The organism is uncultured Ellagibacter sp., from assembly GCF_934617235.1.
In the GTDB taxonomy this organism is placed as follows: domain Bacteria; phylum Actinomycetota; class Coriobacteriia; order Coriobacteriales; family Eggerthellaceae; genus Ellagibacter.
The window spans coordinates 1-15,446 of record NZ_CAKTTZ010000053.1 but is presented as its reverse complement, the minus strand read 5'-3'; the positions used below and the strand labels follow the sequence as shown (position 1 = coordinate 15,446).

14 protein-coding genes are annotated in these 15,446 nt (G+C 61.5%); 6 read left to right on the top strand and 8 right to left on the bottom strand.

From position 1 onward, the window contains the following. The first annotated feature begins 267 nt into the window (after positions 1 to 267). Complete coding sequence (locus Q0G85_RS09230; RefSeq protein ID WP_297157133.1) at positions 268 to 1,737, top strand: IS3 family transposase; 1,470 nt, start codon at positions 268 to 270, stop codon at positions 1,735 to 1,737. Positions 1,738 to 2,090: 353 nt separating this feature from the next. On the opposite strand, the gene Q0G85_RS09225 is transcribed toward Q0G85_RS09230, so the two are convergent. From Q0G85_RS09225 to Q0G85_RS09205, 5 genes are all read right to left on the bottom strand, one after another. Next, positions 2,091 to 2,516: a hypothetical protein gene (locus tag Q0G85_RS09225; RefSeq protein WP_297157130.1), complete on the bottom strand. Its 426-nt coding sequence runs from the start codon at positions 2,514 to 2,516 to the stop codon at positions 2,091 to 2,093. A 288-nt stretch (positions 2,517 to 2,804) separates the two neighbouring features. After that, the gene (locus Q0G85_RS09220; protein WP_297157128.1) at positions 2,805 to 3,116 is read right to left on the bottom strand and encodes a hypothetical protein; all 312 of its coding nucleotides are present in this window, start codon (positions 3,114 to 3,116) and stop codon (positions 2,805 to 2,807) included. Positions 3,117 to 3,399: 283 nt separating this feature from the next. After that, a complete protein-coding gene (locus tag Q0G85_RS09215) occupies positions 3,400 to 3,570 on the bottom strand; it encodes a hypothetical protein (RefSeq protein WP_297157126.1) in 171 nt (56 codons plus the stop codon). Between the two features lie 210 nt (positions 3,571 to 3,780). Further along, positions 3,781 to 4,929, bottom strand: coding sequence for a cell wall metabolism sensor histidine kinase WalK (locus Q0G85_RS09210; protein ID WP_297157124.1), 1,149 nt, complete (start codon positions 4,927 to 4,929; stop codon positions 3,781 to 3,783). Next, positions 4,926 to 5,600 (bottom strand): response regulator transcription factor, encoded by a 675-nt coding sequence (locus tag Q0G85_RS09205; protein ID WP_297157121.1) that lies wholly within the window; start codon positions 5,598 to 5,600, stop codon positions 4,926 to 4,928. The genes Q0G85_RS09210 and Q0G85_RS09205 overlap by 4 nt, the downstream gene beginning before the upstream one ends. A 115-nt stretch (positions 5,601 to 5,715) precedes the next feature. On the opposite strand from Q0G85_RS09205, the gene Q0G85_RS10350 reads away from it, so the two are divergent. From Q0G85_RS10350 to Q0G85_RS09195, 3 genes are read left to right on the top strand one after another with little or no spacing between them, the layout of a single operon-like run. Continuing rightward, positions 5,716 to 5,862, top strand: coding sequence for a CD1871A family CXXC motif-containing protein (locus Q0G85_RS10350; RefSeq protein WP_367116889.1), 147 nt, complete (start codon positions 5,716 to 5,718; stop codon positions 5,860 to 5,862). After that, positions 5,855 to 6,757 (top strand): 4Fe-4S binding protein, encoded by a 903-nt coding sequence (locus tag Q0G85_RS09200; RefSeq protein ID WP_297157118.1) that lies wholly within the window; start codon positions 5,855 to 5,857, stop codon positions 6,755 to 6,757. Before Q0G85_RS10350 ends, Q0G85_RS09200 begins: the two co-directional genes overlap by 8 nt. A gap of 52 nt (positions 6,758 to 6,809) precedes the next feature. Further along, the gene (locus Q0G85_RS09195) at positions 6,810 to 7,781 is read left to right on the top strand and encodes a TlpA disulfide reductase family protein (RefSeq protein ID WP_297157116.1); all 972 of its coding nucleotides are present in this window, start codon (positions 6,810 to 6,812) and stop codon (positions 7,779 to 7,781) included. 153 nt (positions 7,782 to 7,934) lie between these two features. Here the strand turns inward: Q0G85_RS09195 and Q0G85_RS09190 are convergent, their stop codons facing one another. Both Q0G85_RS09190 and Q0G85_RS09185 read right to left on the bottom strand, forming a co-directional pair. Beyond that, entirely contained in the window at positions 7,935 to 10,436 is a 2,502-nt protein-coding gene (locus tag Q0G85_RS09190) for an excinuclease ABC subunit UvrA (RefSeq protein ID WP_297157113.1), read from the bottom strand. 204 nt (positions 10,437 to 10,640) lie between these two features. Beyond that, complete coding sequence (locus Q0G85_RS09185) at positions 10,641 to 11,078, bottom strand: MerR family transcriptional regulator (protein WP_297157110.1); 438 nt, start codon at positions 11,076 to 11,078, stop codon at positions 10,641 to 10,643. Between the two features lie 97 nt (positions 11,079 to 11,175). Here Q0G85_RS09185 and Q0G85_RS09180 point away from each other — a divergent pair, with 97 nt between their 5' ends. Both Q0G85_RS09180 and Q0G85_RS09175 read left to right on the top strand, forming a co-directional pair. Continuing rightward, positions 11,176 to 12,363 (top strand): iron-containing alcohol dehydrogenase, encoded by a 1,188-nt coding sequence (locus Q0G85_RS09180; protein ID WP_297157107.1) that lies wholly within the window; start codon positions 11,176 to 11,178, stop codon positions 12,361 to 12,363. 91 nt (positions 12,364 to 12,454) lie between these two features. Then, a complete protein-coding gene (locus Q0G85_RS09175; RefSeq protein WP_297157105.1) occupies positions 12,455 to 13,264 on the top strand; it encodes a carboxymuconolactone decarboxylase family protein in 810 nt (269 codons plus the stop codon). Positions 13,265 to 13,421: 157 nt separating this feature from the next. Here Q0G85_RS09175 and Q0G85_RS09170 read toward each other — a convergent pair whose 3' ends face one another. Beyond that, positions 13,422 to 14,897 (bottom strand): hypothetical protein, encoded by a 1,476-nt coding sequence (locus tag Q0G85_RS09170; RefSeq protein WP_297157102.1) that lies wholly within the window; start codon positions 14,895 to 14,897, stop codon positions 13,422 to 13,424. Positions 14,898 to 15,446: the final 549 nt, after the last annotated feature.

Here is a 15,446-nt window from a genome sequence, read left to right as displayed (position 1 = left end):
GCCCCATGATAGGGGGAGCCTGCTTTTCGGGAGGGCCGCCGATGGGACACCCATGTCAGCGGTGGTTTAACATAGAGAACGGGGTGCGGTGGACAAAATAAGGCGATATGTGAGTCGCCGAAGCCGAATAAGACCGCCCGCTCGCGCTTCTGTCAACATTTTCCCAGGTCAGATTTTCCGAAAGGAAGTTAGCTTTCTGATACTCCTCACATATCGGAACTGCGGCAAAAAGTTGGACCGGTCGAACTGGTCGGAGCGGAGGCTGCATTGTATACAGACGAGGATAAGGTGTTCTACGTGAAGAGGATGTGGGCGGAGCGGCTGACCCCGACCGCCGCGAGCAGGCTGTGGGGCGTGCCGTCCCGCCGGACGCTCGCGGCCTGGGAGAAGGAGGCCCTCGGCGGGGGCCTGGCGGTCGAGGCGCCGAGGGTCCCCGGGGCCTGCAAGCGCGTCAAGCACGCCCGCTACCCCGAGGAGACCAGGGCCGAGGCGCTGAGGCTGCTCGGCCTCGGCAAGCCGACCCGCGAGATCGCGAGGGCCCTCGGGCTCCCGTCCGGGTCGGTCGTGTCGAGATGGGCCGCGGAGGCCCGCCGGCGCGCTAAGATGGCCCCGGAGGCGATTGCGATGGGGGAAGAGAAGGGGGCGCCCGACCCGCGCGAGGCGGAGCTGGACCGGCTGAGGATGGAGTGCGCGGTGCTCAGGGAGATGCTCAGCGACCCAAAAGCAGGAGACCCGGCGAAACTCTCGAACAGGCAGAAGGCCGAGTTGGGAGAGAGGTTGAGGAGGGACTACGGGTTCCGCCTGCGCCGCGTGACGGCCTTCTTGAGGATATCGAAGAGCTCCTACGAGTACGAGAGGCGCGCTCTCGCCGCCCCGCGCCGTGACGACGGGTCGCCCGCGGCGCGGGTCGCCCGCGCGTTCGCGTCCCTCGGGGGCATGTGCGGCTACCGCAAGGTGGCGGCGTGCATACGCGCGGGGGCCGACGGCGAGCCGCCCGCGCCCGCGCCCGAGAGGCGCGTGAGGCGGGCCATGCGCGAGGGCGGGATGAGCGCCCGCGGCCGGCGCGCGGGGCGGCGCTTCAGCTCCTACGCCGGCGAGGTCGACGGCGGCAGGCCCGCCAACGTCCCCCGCGAGCGCGCCGTCGCGCGCAGGGAGGCCGGCGAGGACTTCAGGCTCGCGCACGACTTCTCGGCCGGCGCGCCGGGGGAGCTCCTGGTCACGGACGTGACGGAGTTCTCCCTCAACGGGTTCAAGGCCTACCTCAGCCCCGTCATCGACTGCTGGGACGGCTGCCCGGTGGGGTTCTCGGTCTCGGCGCACCCGGACGGCGAGCTGTGCTCGTCGTCGCTCCGCGAGGCGCTGGCCTGCCTGCCGGCGGGCTCGGCGCCCGTGGTCCACACGGACGGCGGGGCCTGCTACAGGACGGAGCGCTGGAAGTCCGCGCTCGCGGCGGCGGGCGCGTCGCGCTCGATGTCGCGCAAGGGGACGTGCCCGGACAACGCGAGGGCGGAGGGCTTCTTCGGCACGCTCAAGCAGGAGTTCCTCTACGGCCGGAAGTGGGCGGGCGTCGGGCGCGAGGAGTTCGAGGGGCTGCTGTCGGGGTACATGGGGTGGTACGTCGGGCGGCGGCCCAGGAGGTTCCGCGAGGGGGGCCGCGCGCGCTACGAGACCCTGGCCGAGCACAGGAGGAGGCTCGGGTACCCGGTCCCGCCGTTCGCCGCGCAGCGGGCGCAGTAGAATGGGCTCGGGCAGGTACAAGATTCCTGCCGCAGTCCCTATCGCCATTTTTTGTCCACGACGAGCCAATTTCGAGGAAAGAAGGCCCCGCCTGCGCTCCAATTCCCGCCTAATTTCCACCCCTGGGGTAGCAACTCCCCTAGTTCGTGGTCAAGTGAGCGAGTTATGCACTATCATTTTTCAGGATAATTCAACTTGCTTTTCTCTGACCTGGGGTTTTAGTTTACGAGAGCTCTCCGACCCATCGGAAAAGGGCGAATCGGACGAAAAAACGTCGCACAACTCGCTCAAATGACCACGAACTCCGAGTCTTGCTCCCGCCGAGGTGACGTCCGCACCCTTCCCAGCGTTATCTAAGTGGTTTTTGGCTTTCTGAGCTCCCGCAACCTGTTCGCTTCTGCGGAATCTTCGCCCTGCAAGGCACTCGCGTCGGAAAGAAGCCGCGGGATATACAAGAACGCCTCGTCGACGTAGCTATGGAACATTTCCTTGCAAGGAACGGAGCGCATCAGGGGAAGACACCCGAAAGAAATGTAACTTAGAGCCTTGCGAAGCAGCTGGGCGGGAGAGCACACGCAGTGGAACTCCCCGAAGGATCCGTCTTTGAACAGGCACGACGCCATGTAGCACTCATCCGAGGAGTTGTACACTCCCAGGCTTCCCTTGTACTTCAGATTCTCCGAGTCGCCGAAAAGATCCTCCTGGGGAACGCCGCGCTCGATAAGGTAATTGCACCCAGCCAAGCTGAGGCTCACCTCGTCGCAAACACCATCCATCATGCGAATGCTTCCCGGGACATAAATCTTGACCGGAGCCACACCTCGATTTCGCAGCTCACCATACAAGCCGTAAGCTGCGTCGAGCCGCGCCGAAAACTCCGGGTTCGGGTACCTTCCCTCCACCAGCGGATGCTGCGCCGCGACTTCAATGAGAGCCCCGCCCAGCCCCGATCACTCTTTCATGTACCTGTTCGCGCTATTCAGCTTTTCTTGCCATTCCGCAAACAAGGGGTCGCCTTCGCTTGCAGCTTCGTTGACTCCAGATATCAGCTCTTTCATCATTTCCCCTTATAGCAGACCATTATCGTCGAGCCATTTTCTCGCATCGCACGACCCGTGTTCCCAAATTGTGTCGAAGTTCGTCTCCATCATCTCGACGAAGTTCAAGTCGTCAGAATAGGTTACCCTTTGCTTGAGGTGCCCCCTCAAAACGAACGCGCGGGTGGACTTGTACGGAGGCGGCGTCATCGTCAGCCACACCTTCACATTGCCCTTCAGGTATTCGTCCTCCTGCCGTGCGCCCTTCGCGAACCCGCTCTCCGGATACTCCGCTATCACGTATGGCAAGCGGTACTCGGTCGAATAGAAGCGAACATTCATGCCCGATTCGGCGAACTCTTATGACAAGCCCACGACCTCCTTGCTTATCTTCGACCCCTCGCCTCTCAGGGGAAGTCCACGCGAATCGATCGTATTGCACTCGAGGTTCTCGATGTTCGTCAAAAACTCGCTGTCCGGCCGGCAGCAAAGAAACTTGATCTCGCAACCTCGCCGATGCGGCTTTGACCTGGCCGCGATTAGCTTCAAGAAAGTGAAGCCCCGAAACGTTCATAAGCTTGATGACGCTTGCATGGGAAAACGTCTCCCGCAGCTCGCGTTTGGTCTACTTGTCGACGCTTGCGTTCGTGCAGCCGTATTCAGACATTCTTTTCGCGAAAGCGATGCTCTGCGTGTACTTGTTGATAAAAATGTAGCCCAGAACCGCAAGGATGATTCCGACAATCAGCCCGGAAATCGTATCAGTGACAACTTGCGTCCAATCGATCATAGCCATCCTCAATGCGTACCGCATCTTGTTCACTTGCGTGCTCGGTATAGGGCAAATGCGGGTGGGGAACGCCCACGCATCATGCGGTCGCGCGGCCGCAGGCCCTGAGCATCACGCGGGCGCGGGTCTCGCGGTCGTGGCAGGCGCGAGTCCGCAGGTCATCCACTCGCGGTGGGCGCGGGTCCCCAAGCGTCACGCAGTTGCAGGCTCGCGGCGTCACGTGGTCGCGGCGGACTCCCCAGCGGGAAGCTCAACGCGCATGACGGTACCTTCCTCAGAGCTCGCCTCGACCTCCACCGTGCCACCGTGAAGCGAGGCGATCTCCCACACGAGGGAAAGCCCCAGCCCAACACCGCCACATTCCCTACTGCGAGATTTGTCAACGCGGAAGAACGGCTGGAAGATGCTCTTCCTGAACTGCTCGGGAATCCCCGGGCCGCCATCTGCAATCCGCAGAACAGCGCGCCCGCCCTCCTCGCAGGCGGAAACGCGGACCGCCGCGTTGGGACGGCTGTATCGAATTGCGTTTTCGACCAGGTTGAACACCAACCGATACATCAGCGTATCGCTACCGATCAGCCGAGCATCCCCATCATGCTCAAGGGCGATACCCCGCGCCTCGGCAAGCGGGGCAAGGTCGGTGAGAACCTCCTCGACCATCGGCGCCAGCTCGATCCGATCGTTACAGGGCACGCTGCGAAGCTCACTCATCTCAAGCAGGGTCTTCGTCATTTGCGACATCTTCTCGGTCTGTTCCTGCAGAAGCCCAAGGAAGGCAGCTTCCTCAGGTCCCGCGTCGGGGTGCTCGGCGGAGAACAACTCGACCTGCGCCTGCATGAGGGCAAGCGGCGTCCGCAGCTCGTGCGCGGCGTTCCCCGTGAACTGCCTCTGCGCGCTGAAGCCCTCGTCAAGGCGGTCAATCATGCTGTTGAACGACGTGCTGAACTGCCTGAACTCGGGAAGCACGTCCTCGCTGATTTTCATGTCCGCCAGGTTGGACGGCTGCACGTTCTCGACCTGCGACGCGAAAGCCCGCAACGGCCTTAGCGCGTGGCCGCTGACGAAATACGCCAGCACGCCGCCGAGCAGCGTCACTGCAATCGTTATCAGCCAATTAGTCGCGCTGAAGGATTCCTGCGCGTTGCTCACCACGATCGTGAGCTCTTCGTCGAGCTCACGGTTGTCGGGGTCGAACGACGCGGCGGCACCATCGCCGATGTCAGCGCACGCCGATATGCCGCTGCCGATCGAGTCCATGTAGCGCATTCCCGAATACCCGATCAGGCAGTTCATGAGCACACACGTCACGCACACGAGAAGAGCCGTCATCAGCGTGATGCGCCACTGTAGCGAGAGCCCTCTCATGCGGTCTCCTCCATCACGTAGCCCTCCCCGATGCGGTTGCATATAGGGTCGTGCCCCAAAGCGCCGCGCAGCTTCTTCCTTAAAGAGGAAATATGGACCCTAATCGAATTGCTGAAGCTGTTCACGCTGCTATCCCATACATGCTCGAGAAGCTCCTCCTGGCTGACAGGCCGCCCCTGGTTGAGCATCAGGTACTCGAGTATCCCTGTCTCCTTTCGAGTGAGGGACAAAGCTTCCCCACCCACAACCGCCTGGCGCGCCTTCGTGTCGAAAGTAAGATTTCCGCAGGTCAGCAGCACATCATTTTGCGTAAAGCGCCTCAGCGTGAGGGCGCGTATCCTCGCCGCGAGCTCCTCGAGGTGAAACGGCTTCGTCAGGTAGTCGTTGGCGCCCGCATCAAGGCCCGCCACCTTGTCAGAAACCTCGCCGCGCGCCGAAAGGACGAGCACCTTGGTCTCCGAGTCGGATTCTCGCAGGTCCCTAAGCACCGTCATGCCATCCGCCCCGGGAAGGTTCAAATCGAGCACAACAAGATCGAAGCTCTCAAAGGCAAGCAGGTCGAGCGCCTCTCGCCCATCGTGGCAGCAGTCGACACTGTACGCAAGGCGTCTCAAGCTGCGCGCGATCGCATCGCACAGCGACCGCTCATCTTCCACAACCAAAATTCGCATTCGGGCCTCCTCACACGGGCGCCGTCTCTCTTAACACGGATTTTATAAGCGATATGTTCCAATGAGACGCGCAACGGAAGGAATCGGCTCATATCTCCCGAAAGGAGCGAGAGAATTGTTCAAAGCGATAAAGCCCGCGGCGCAAGTCGCCTTGTTGGCAGCCGGGGTGGCCATGGTGTGCTTCGGCGCGATGCGGGGCGAGGCAGACGCCGTGTTGGCCAAGGCGATTCGACTGTGCTTGGAGTGCATCGGAATTGGATAAGAGAAGAAACCCCGTATCGCACCTCTTGAGTCGCTTCCGCGGCTGGATCCAAGCGGGCGCGACGCTGCTTACCAACATCCACCTGCCGAACTTCTTTAAGGGCACTATCTATCAGGGGCAGGGCAAGGCGGTCTGCGTACCCGGCCTGAACTGCTATTCCTGCCCCGCGGCCACAGGTGCCTGCCCCATCGGGTCGTTCCAAGCGATAGTGGGTTCGTCGAAGTTCAGCTTCTCGTACTACGTGACCGGGTTTTTGATCCTTGTCGGTGTGCTGCTAGGGCGCTTCGTGTGCGGATTTCTCTGCCCGTTCGGCTGGCTGCAGGAACTGCTGAACAAAATCCCCGGCAAAAAGCTGTCCACAAGGAGACTCAAACCACTTAGGTACCTGAAGTACGTCGTGCTGCTGCTCACCGTGGTGTTGCTGCCAGCGCTGCTGGTCAACGATGTCGGAATGGGCGACCCGATCTTCTGCAAGTACGTCTGCCCGCAGGGAGTGCTCGAAGGCGCGATCCCGCTCGCCATCGTCGATACCGGCATACGCTCCGCATTAGGAGCGCTGTTCACCTGGAAGCTTGCCGTTCTGATCGCGGTGGTCGCCTTAAGCGTGCTCATCTACCGCCCGTTTTGCAAATGGGTCTGCCCGCTCGGCGCACTCTACGCGCTCATGAACAAGGTATCCCTGCTTGGAATTAAAGTTGACCAGCACCGATGCATCTCGTGCGGCACATGCGCGAAGACGTGCAAGATGGACGTCAAGGTCACGGAATCGCCCAATCACACCGAGTGCATCCGCTGCGGCAAGTGCATAGGAGCATGTCCGACCGACGCTATCGGCTTCAGCTACGACCTGAGCTTGCCGGAAAAGCAACCAAAGCCGCAGTGCGAGAAGAGCTGACAAATCGAGAAAACGACAAGCAATACAAACGATTGCAAATGGAGGAATGATTATGAAACTAACGAAAATTGCAGTGGCGCTGGTAGCCTCCCTGCTGGTATTCGCCCTTGCAGCCTGTTCGTCCCCTAAGGAAAGCGAGGCCGACTCCACAAGCGGCAACACCGATATCGCGGCTTTGCTGGCAACGCAGCCGAAGAACACCGAGGAGGCGACCGAGCTGCATCAAAAGCTCATGCAGAAGGAAAACGAGATCCTCTCTGGCGACTCGAAGCTGTGGGAGAAAGTGTTCCTGGCGGCGAACAAGGATATGCCGATGATCGAGGACGGCAAAAACTACGGCGACTTCCTCCTCGACACGATCGAGGGCACCAAAGACCAGTTCTCGGCCGAGGAGCTGAAGAAGCTCAAGGCCGGAGCCCAGCAGGTCAAGGAAATCGAGGACAAGCTTACGGCCCTCGAGAAGGACTTCCCCGGATGTGGTAGCTCCCCAGGCTCAGGGGAAAGCGTCGACGCGTCGAGCGCTGGCATGCCGAGCAGCGCTGGCGCCGCTGCCAGTGCCAGCAAGTTCCCGAGCTTCCAAGGGAAAGACCTTGACGGCAACGAGGTGACCAGCGACAAGCTCTTCTCGAGCAACAAGGTGACCGTGGTCAACTTCTGGTTCACCACCTGCAAGCCATGCGTGGGCGAGTTGGGCGATTTGGAAGCGCTCAACAAGGAACTCTCCAGCAAGGGCGGCCAGGTCGTGGGCGTCAACTCCTTCACGCTCGACGGCGACGCGACCGCAATTTCCGAGGCGAAGGACATCCTCTCGAAGAAGAACATCACGTACAAAAACATCTGGTTCGCGTCGAGCAGCGAAGCCGGCAAGTTCACCTCCGAGCTGTTCTCGTATCCGACCACCTACGTCGTCGACAAGAACGGCAACATCGTGGGCGACCCGATCGTCGGCGCGATCACGTCCCCCGAGCAGCAGAAAACGCTCAGCAAGCTCATCGATCGGGCGATTGCGAACAGCGAGGGATAAACCCGCAAGCAAGCGCTATGGGAAGGCCCTGGCATGCGGACTGCCGGGGCCTTCCTGCGTCTTACGGGGCATATGCACCAATCTGTGAAATTCTTACGTATGGGTAAGACTTTCGTGTAATTGGAAAGATCATACATATAGGTAAGAAATCCGCTAAAGCTCAAGGTAGCGACCGGTGATGCTTTCCGGGTTCGCAGCGATTTCCTCAGGCGTCCCGCAGGCGACGATGCGCCCACCGGCCTTTCCACCGTGCGGCCCCATGTCGATCACATAATCGGCATTCGCGATGAAGTCGAGGTCGTGCTCGACCACCACCACGGTCGCCCCCTTCTCCACGAGCCGCTCGAACACGCCGAGCAGCGTCTCCACATCACGCGGGTGCAGGCCGATGGTCGGCTCATCGAACACGAACACGGCGTCTTCCTGCCCCCGGCCCATTTCGCTTGCGAGCTTTAAGCGCTGCGCTTCGCCGCCAGAAAGCGCGGGCGTGGCCTCTCCGAGCGTGAGGTACCCCAGCCCCAGGTCATGCAGCGTTTGCAGCTTCTCGTGCGCCTTCTTGATATCGGCAACGTGCGAAAGTGCCTCGTCAACCGAGAGCGAAAGCAGCTGCGGGAGGCTAAGCCCCTGGCCCTCGGGCGCACCCTTCTCGGGGCGGCGAATGCCCTCGGCGTCGGCACTATAGCGCGAGCCACGGCAATCGGGGCAGGCGATGTCGACATCGGGCAAAAACTGCACGTCGAGGGAAATCTGCCCCGTGCCGTCGCAGGTAGCGCAGCGCAGGCTTCCCGTGTTGTACGAGAAGTCGCCCGCCTTCATGCCCGCCGCCTTCGCCGCTTCTGTGCGCGCATAGGCGCGGCGCAGGTCATCGAGCGCGCCGCAATACGTCGCCACGGTCGAACGGACGTTGATCCCAATCGGGGTCGCGTCGATCAGGTTCGCACGATGGATGCCATCCGCGTCAAGCGCCGTCACATGATCGGGAAGCGCCTCGCCCGCCGCCGCCCGAGCAAGCGCGGGGATGAGCGTTTCCAGCACGAGCGTCGTCTTGCCCGAACCCGACACGCCCGTCACGGCGATAAGACGACCTCGGGGGATGTCGATGGAGAACGGTTTCACGGTATGCAGCCCACTCGACTCCAGATGGATCCGTCCCAAATCGAACATCTCGCCTGCCTGGGCTCGCGGACGTGCCGCCACGCGCGCCGCACCAGAAAGGAAGGGCCCTATGATTGAAGCCGAATCGTGAGCAACCTCGACAACCGACCCCTGGGAAACCACAGTGCCACCGTCCGCACCCGCAGCGGGCCCCATCTCTACCAAATGGTCGGCAGCACGCAGGATGCGCGTGTCGTGATCGACCATCACCACGGAATTGCCGTCGGCGATCAGGTCGCGCATCACACCCAAAAGGCCGTCGATGTTGGCGGGGTGCAAGCCGATGGAGGGCTCGTCCATCACGTAGAGCACGCCGGTTGTTCGGTTCCTCACCGAACGCGCAAGCTGCACGCGCTGGCGCTCCCCCGTGGAAAGCGTGGCGCCCGCACGGTCAAGCGAGAGATAGCCCAAGCCCAGCTCCAGCAAGCGCCGAGCAGTGCCCGTAAACGATTCGCAGATGGATTTCGCCATGGGACGCATCTCTTTAGGAAGGCTCCCCGGCACGCCTTCCACCCACGAAACCGCCTCGTCAAGCGTCATTTTCGTCGCCTGCGCCAGGTTGATGCCGCGCACAAGCGGCCCGCGAGCGGCCCCCGAGAGGCGCGTGCCACCGCAATCGGGACAGGGGCCCTCCGTCAGGTACTTCGCAACGCGGCGCAACCCCTTCTCGTCCTTCGCCTTCGCAAGCGAGTTCTCCACGGTGCGCACGGCGTTGTAATAGGTGAAATCGAGCTCGGCAAAGCTCTCGCCCTTCTTCGCCTTGTACAGGATGTGGCGTTTCTCTGCCGGGCCGTTGAACACGATGTCGCGCTCGGCGGGCGAAAGTTCGCAAAACGGCACGTCTGTGCGCACGCCCATGGCGCCGCACACTTGTTTCATGAGGTCCCACATGAGCGAGCCCCACACCACCACAGCGCCGTCGTCGATGGTCTTGCTCTCATCGGGTACGAGCGCGGCGCGGTTCACCGTACGCGCAATCCCAGTGCCGCCGCAAGTGGGGCAAGCGCCCTCGCTGTTGAAGGCAAGCTGCTCGGCACCGGGGCCGAAGAACCCGCATCCGCAGTGCGGGCAGGAAATCGCCAGGTCAGCAGCGACGTTCAAGCTTGGCGGCACGTGCTTTCCGCAGTTCGGGCACACGTGGCTGCCCACGCGCGAGAAGAGAAGCCGCAGGCTGTTCAAAAGTTCGCTCGAGGTGCCGAACGTGGAACGCACGCCGGGAACCGCCGGACGCTGATGCAGCGCGAGTGCAGCGGGAACGAAGCGCACGTCGTCAACCGACGCCTTGCCCGCCTGGGCGATGCGTCGACGCGTGTAGGTGGAAAGCGCCTCCAAATAACGGCGCGATCCTTCGGCATACAGCACGCCGAGCGCGAGCGAGCTTTTGCCCGAACCCGATACGCCCGCGATGCCCACAAGCTTGCCAAGCGGGATGTCCACGTTCACGTTCTTCAAATTGTGCACGCGCGCACCGCGCACCTCGATATGGTCGATATTATGCATGATTTCCTTAATCTAGCGTTGCGCCAGGAAGAAGGGGCGCGCCCGATGCGGCGGCCCGTATCCACTTGCGCCTTCAGACCGACCGCCGGCGTTCGCTTGCGGCTTCAAGCCAGCCGCTGGCGCCCGCGAGCGTGCGCCGGGCCGATCGACGACGCTCACTTGCGACATCAAACCGGCAGCCAGCACCTGCTCGCGGGCGGGCACCTACGAATGGGCCAGGTCGTAGAGCTTCCTGATATCCTTCGGCAGCCCATCGGGAATCATCTCCCAAAGGCGCTCTTCCCCGCCATCTTTTTGCGCCGTCTCGTAGTACCAGCACTTGAATTCCACCATGGCGAGCGCCTTCTGCATGCGCTCGATTTCCTGCTCGGCCTGGACCTTGCGCGCCTCGAACAGTTCCCTTCGCTCGCCATAGGTCGACGGCCCCTCTTGAACCATTTCGACGAAGCGCTTGATATCCTTGATCTCGAGCCCCGTCTTCTTCAAACAATCGATGATGCGAAGCAGCTCCAACTCCTGCTCGCCGAAGCGACGGATGCCGTTCGAGCGCTCCAGGCGAGGAAAGAGCCCCTCTTTATCGTAGTAGCGCAACGTCGATACGGGGATGTCGAACAACTCCGAAACCTGTCCGATTGAATACATAGTAAATTCCTTCCAAAATATCTTGACCTAAAGTGAGGTTCAGGTATTAGGGTGCCAACATCATACCAAATGCAGCCCGAAAAGCGAAAGGGAAACCATGCTCGGAAACTTCACCTACCACAACCCCACCAAGCTCATCTTCGGCAAGGACGCCCTGGCCTCGCTCGCGGCGGAGCTCGCCCCCTACAACACCATCCAGCTCGTCTACGGCGGCGGCTCCATCAGGAGATTCGGCGTTTACGGCCAAGTCGTCGAGGCACTTTCGGCAGCAGGTAAAACCATCGTCGAAGACGGCGGCGTCATGCCGAACCCCACCATCGAGAAGCTTCGCTGTGGCGCGCAAATCGCCCGCGACAACGACGTCGATTTCATCCTTGCCGTGGGCGGCGGCTCATGCGTGGATTACGCGAAGGCGGTCGCAGTTTCTAAGAACCTGCCCGCAGGCGAAGACCCCTGGGACGTCTACTTCGATCGCTTCGAAGAGCCCGCGGCGGATAGAGAGGTCGTGCCCGTGGGATCGGTTCTCACTATGGTGGGCACCGGCTCTGAAATGAATCGCGGCTCGGTCATCACCAACCGAGAGCTCGGCCGGAAGATCGGCCACGTTTTCACCGACGAACGCGTCTCGCCGCGCTTCGCCGTGCTGAACCCCGAGTTCACCTACACGGTGCCGCGCTATCAGATGGTCGCGGGCATCTTCGACATCATGAACCACATCACCGAGCAGTACTTCAGCGGCGCCGACGACAACACGAGCGACTACCTGGCCGAAGGCCTCATGCGCAGCCTTATTGCCGCAAGCCGCGCCGCCGTGGCCGACCCGACGAACTACGAGGCGCGCTCGAACATCATGTGGACGGCGACCTGGGCGCTCAACACCCTTGTGGGCTGCGGCAAGACGCAGGACTGGGAGGTCCACATGATCGGCCAGGCAGTGGGCGCCGTCACCGACGCCACGCACGGCATGACGCTTTCCTCCGTGGCGCTTCCCTATTACCGCCTGATCATGCCGTATGGCCTGGAGAAATTCGCGCGCTTCGCCACGAACGTATGGGGCATCGACGCCGAGGGCAAAACCGATGAGGAACTCGCAGCGGCAGGCCTTAGCGCCATGGAAGACTGGATGCGCGAAATCGGCTGCGTGATGAGCATCCGCGAGCTGGGCGCCGACGAGTCGAGCCTCGACGCCATCGCCGACGTAACCCTCACGATGACGGGCGGCTACCGCACGCTCACCCGCGTTGAGGTCCTCGACGTCTTGCGCAAGAGCCTCGCAACAGAGTAGCAGCCGATCGCAAAGTGCAATCGCGAATGACGGAAGGTTTCCCCTTGCCGTCATTCATCAGTTGCAAAAAAAGACGGGAAGGGAGCCCCCAATGGCTATCAAACAAACTGCAGGACACGACGCGCTCGGTGAGTTCGCGCCCGAGTTCGCCCACCTCAACGACGACATTCTCTTCGGGGAAGTGTGGAGTCGCGAGGACAAGCTGCCGCTCAAACTGCGCAGCATCGTCACCGTAAGCGCCCTCATCGGGAAGGGCATCGTCGACAGCTCGCTGAAATATCACCTGGCGAGCGCCAAGAAGAACGGCGTCACGCAAGAAGAGATGGCCGAGATCCTCACCCATATCGCTTTCTACGCCGGCTGGCCCAACGCGTGGGCGGCATTCAACATGGCGAAGGAAGTGTACGCGGAAGACGGGGCGGACGGCGCGGATGTTGAGGGCGACAGCGCGAGTGGCGGCAGCGACAAGAGTGCGGACGGCGGCAGCCCCGAGTCGCACGGCGGCTTCTTCGGCCTGGGCAAGCCCAACGACGCCTTCGCGCAGTACTTCATCGGCCAAAGCTACCTCAACGTGCTCACCAGGCCCGATGACTACCTGGCAATCTTCAACGTGACCTTCGAGCCAGGCTGCCGCAACAACTGGCATATCCACCATGCGAGCAAAGGTGGCGGACAAGTGCTCATCTGCGTGGATGGCGAAGGCTGGTATCAGGAAGACGGAAAGCCCGCCGAGCGCCTGCGTCCCGGCGACGTCGTGGAGATTCCCGCAAACGTCAAGCACTGGCACGGCGCCGCGGCGGATAGCTGGTTCAGCCACCTCGCCTTCGAGTACCCTGGCGAGAACGCAAGCAACGAGTGGCTCGAGCCAGTGGACGACAACGCCTATAACGCGCTTTTCTAACGCAGCGAAAACCGCCTGGTTAACTCGCCAACCAGGCGGTTCGCATCTTTCGGGCAGTTCGCCCTACCAGGCGGATCGCGCCGGGTAGCGCCCCCGACAAGCTACCCGGTTAGACGCCTTCCCAACCGAGCAGCGTTTATTCTTCAGCGCTTCGTCCCTATTCCCCAGGCTTGCTCGGCGGCGTGGCCCCACCGTTGCCGCTCGGCCCGTTGCTATCGCCGGGAGCCTCGGGCGCTGCGCCCGGCTGCCCATCCGTCGACCCCGATGCGCTGCTCGACGTGTCAACAGCCGAGCCGGCAACGGCGCTTTCGCCGTCGTATTCCACGCCATTCACGTATAGCTTGTGCCCGTTGAGATTGATGGAGCCCTGCACGCAGGTCAGGCTCGTGACGTACGAATCGTCCGTAAGCGTCCAGGTGCTGTTCGCATCGAGTTCCACGTACACGTCGCCCTGCTGCCCCGTCGGGTTGACGGCACCGGTAAAAGTCGACCCGTCGTTTAGATACAGGTTGAGCGCCGACACGTCGTCGATGAGCATGTCCCCATCGATGACCTGGTCAGATGCGCGCAGATTCACCTTGCCGCCGTTGTTGCCCTGCGATCCCCACCCGGCAGCCGCAGCGCGCAAAAACACGCCCGACTCGTCGTTGTTCACAATTGTCGAACTGGTAAAATCAATCTCGCACGACGTGTTGTTTACAAAGAAGATGTCGCCGTTCTGATTGGTGAGCGAGCTGCCATCCAGGGAAAATTCCGCCGTGCCCTGGCTCGCGTCGCCTGACATGGATTGGTAGATCATCACCGCTTGATAATAGTCGGACTTGTCGCTGTTCTTCGACGTGTTCGACGCGATAAGCTGGCATCCCGTCAGCGACACGGAGTTCTTGCCTTCCACCACCACGCCCTGAGACGAGCCCGATTGCAGATAAGCGCCCTCGACCGCGATGTCCGCCGTGGAATAGATGACGGGCGAACCCACACCCTCGGTGGTGAAATAGCCGCCGGACACGTTCACGTCGCCGCCGCCGCGATCCGAGCGAATGGCCGCGGAGGAATTGCCCTGGGTTTCGGCAGTCACGTCGGTAGCGTTCATCGTTGCCCCTCCAGTGGTCATAAGGCCGCCCGAGCAGTTGTCCGCCGTGCGAATGATGGAGTGCGAGATATTCACCGTCGTGCCCGAGCCGTAGGAGAACACACCGTTCGCATGCGTGCCGTCGCTTCCCACGATGAGGTCCGACAGATCGAGCGTCGCTCCATTGGCGGCAAACACGCTGGCATTTTCGCCGTAGAAATCGGCCTCGTCGCCGCTGGAGTCGCCGGTTTTCTCCACGGTCGCGCCCGCGTACTGGGCTGAAGCGCCGTCAGCCGTGATTGCGTGCCCGCCGCCGGTTGCGTCGCTGTACGACTCGCTTGTCGTGATGTCCGTGTCGGCAAGTCTTTGGGACGAAAGGTCGAGCGCCGCCGCTTCGGCGAAGGACGCGCTCGCCGAGGCGCCCGACTGCTCGGTGGACGACGAGGTGACCACCGATGCCGTGTTCGCGGAATTACCGCTTTGCCCTGCGCAGCCTGCAAGCGAAAACGCCAACGCTGCAGCAGCCGTAAAACCCGCAACCTCGAGATGATGTTTCTTCATGGTAACCGCCTCCATCTGGATAGATTTCTTCGATGGCTCGCATGATGGCACCCTTCCCTGAAATGCACCTGAATGAGCCGCCCCGGTTGAGCGGGTCCCGAATGAGCCAATCCGCGGTTGGACCGAGCCCTGGATGAGCCGACTCTTGGCTAAACCAGGTCCCTATTGAGCCGACTCTCAGTTTGACCAGGTCCCAGCTGAGCCAGACCCCAGCCGGACCGAACCTTGAGTGCTGGGTCCCGAGCGAACTAGCCGCTGTCTTCTCAACTGTCCTTGCTGCTTCACTTCTTGTACGAAATCGCCAATAAGTTATGGAGGAACAGTGAATTTGGCCACTTGGTAGTGTTAACTGTCCCGAAAGTGTCGCAAGCAATCCCAAAGCAACGCGAGTTACTCCCCAATTTCATGCTATTTGTGGAGTCGTATACAATTCCTCCGCAAAAAAGTGGCGTTTTCGTACAAAAAGCCCAGTGCTCTATGTTAAACCACCGTTGACATGTCGGCGATCTGCCTGGTCCAGTAGACCATGGCGTCGCCGCATTCGAGGTG

Bases quoted from the DNA above. Each gene is read 5' to 3' on its own strand.
- Q0G85_RS09225 (WP_297157130.1), bottom strand. From the start codon at position 2,516: ATGATGGATGGTGTTTGCGACGAGGTGAGCCTCAGCTTGGCTGGGTGC.
- Q0G85_RS09215 (WP_297157126.1), bottom strand. From the start codon at position 3,570: ATGGCTATGATCGATTGGACGCAAGTTGTCACTGATACGATTTCCGGG.
- Q0G85_RS09170 (WP_297157102.1), bottom strand. From the start codon at position 14,897: ATGAAGAAACATCATCTCGAGGTTGCGGGTTTTACGGCTGCTGCAGCG.
- Q0G85_RS09175 (WP_297157105.1), top strand. From the start codon at position 12,455: ATGGCTATCAAACAAACTGCAGGACACGACGCGCTCGGTGAGTTCGCG.
- Q0G85_RS09205 (WP_297157121.1), bottom strand. From the start codon at position 5,600: ATGCGAATTTTGGTTGTGGAAGATGAGCGGTCGCTGTGCGATGCGATC.
- Q0G85_RS09185 (WP_297157110.1), bottom strand. From the start codon at position 11,078: ATGTATTCAATCGGACAGGTTTCGGAGTTGTTCGACATCCCCGTATCG.
- Q0G85_RS09190 (WP_297157113.1), bottom strand. From the start codon at position 10,436: ATGCATAATATCGACCATATCGAGGTGCGCGGTGCGCGCGTGCACAAT.
- Q0G85_RS09180 (WP_297157107.1), top strand. From the start codon at position 11,176: ATGCTCGGAAACTTCACCTACCACAACCCCACCAAGCTCATCTTCGGC.
- Q0G85_RS09195 (WP_297157116.1), top strand. From the start codon at position 6,810: ATGAAACTAACGAAAATTGCAGTGGCGCTGGTAGCCTCCCTGCTGGTA.
- Q0G85_RS09220 (WP_297157128.1), bottom strand. From the start codon at position 3,116: ATGAATGTTCGCTTCTATTCGACCGAGTACCGCTTGCCATACGTGATA.
- Q0G85_RS09210 (WP_297157124.1), bottom strand. From the start codon at position 4,929: ATGAGAGGGCTCTCGCTACAGTGGCGCATCACGCTGATGACGGCTCTT.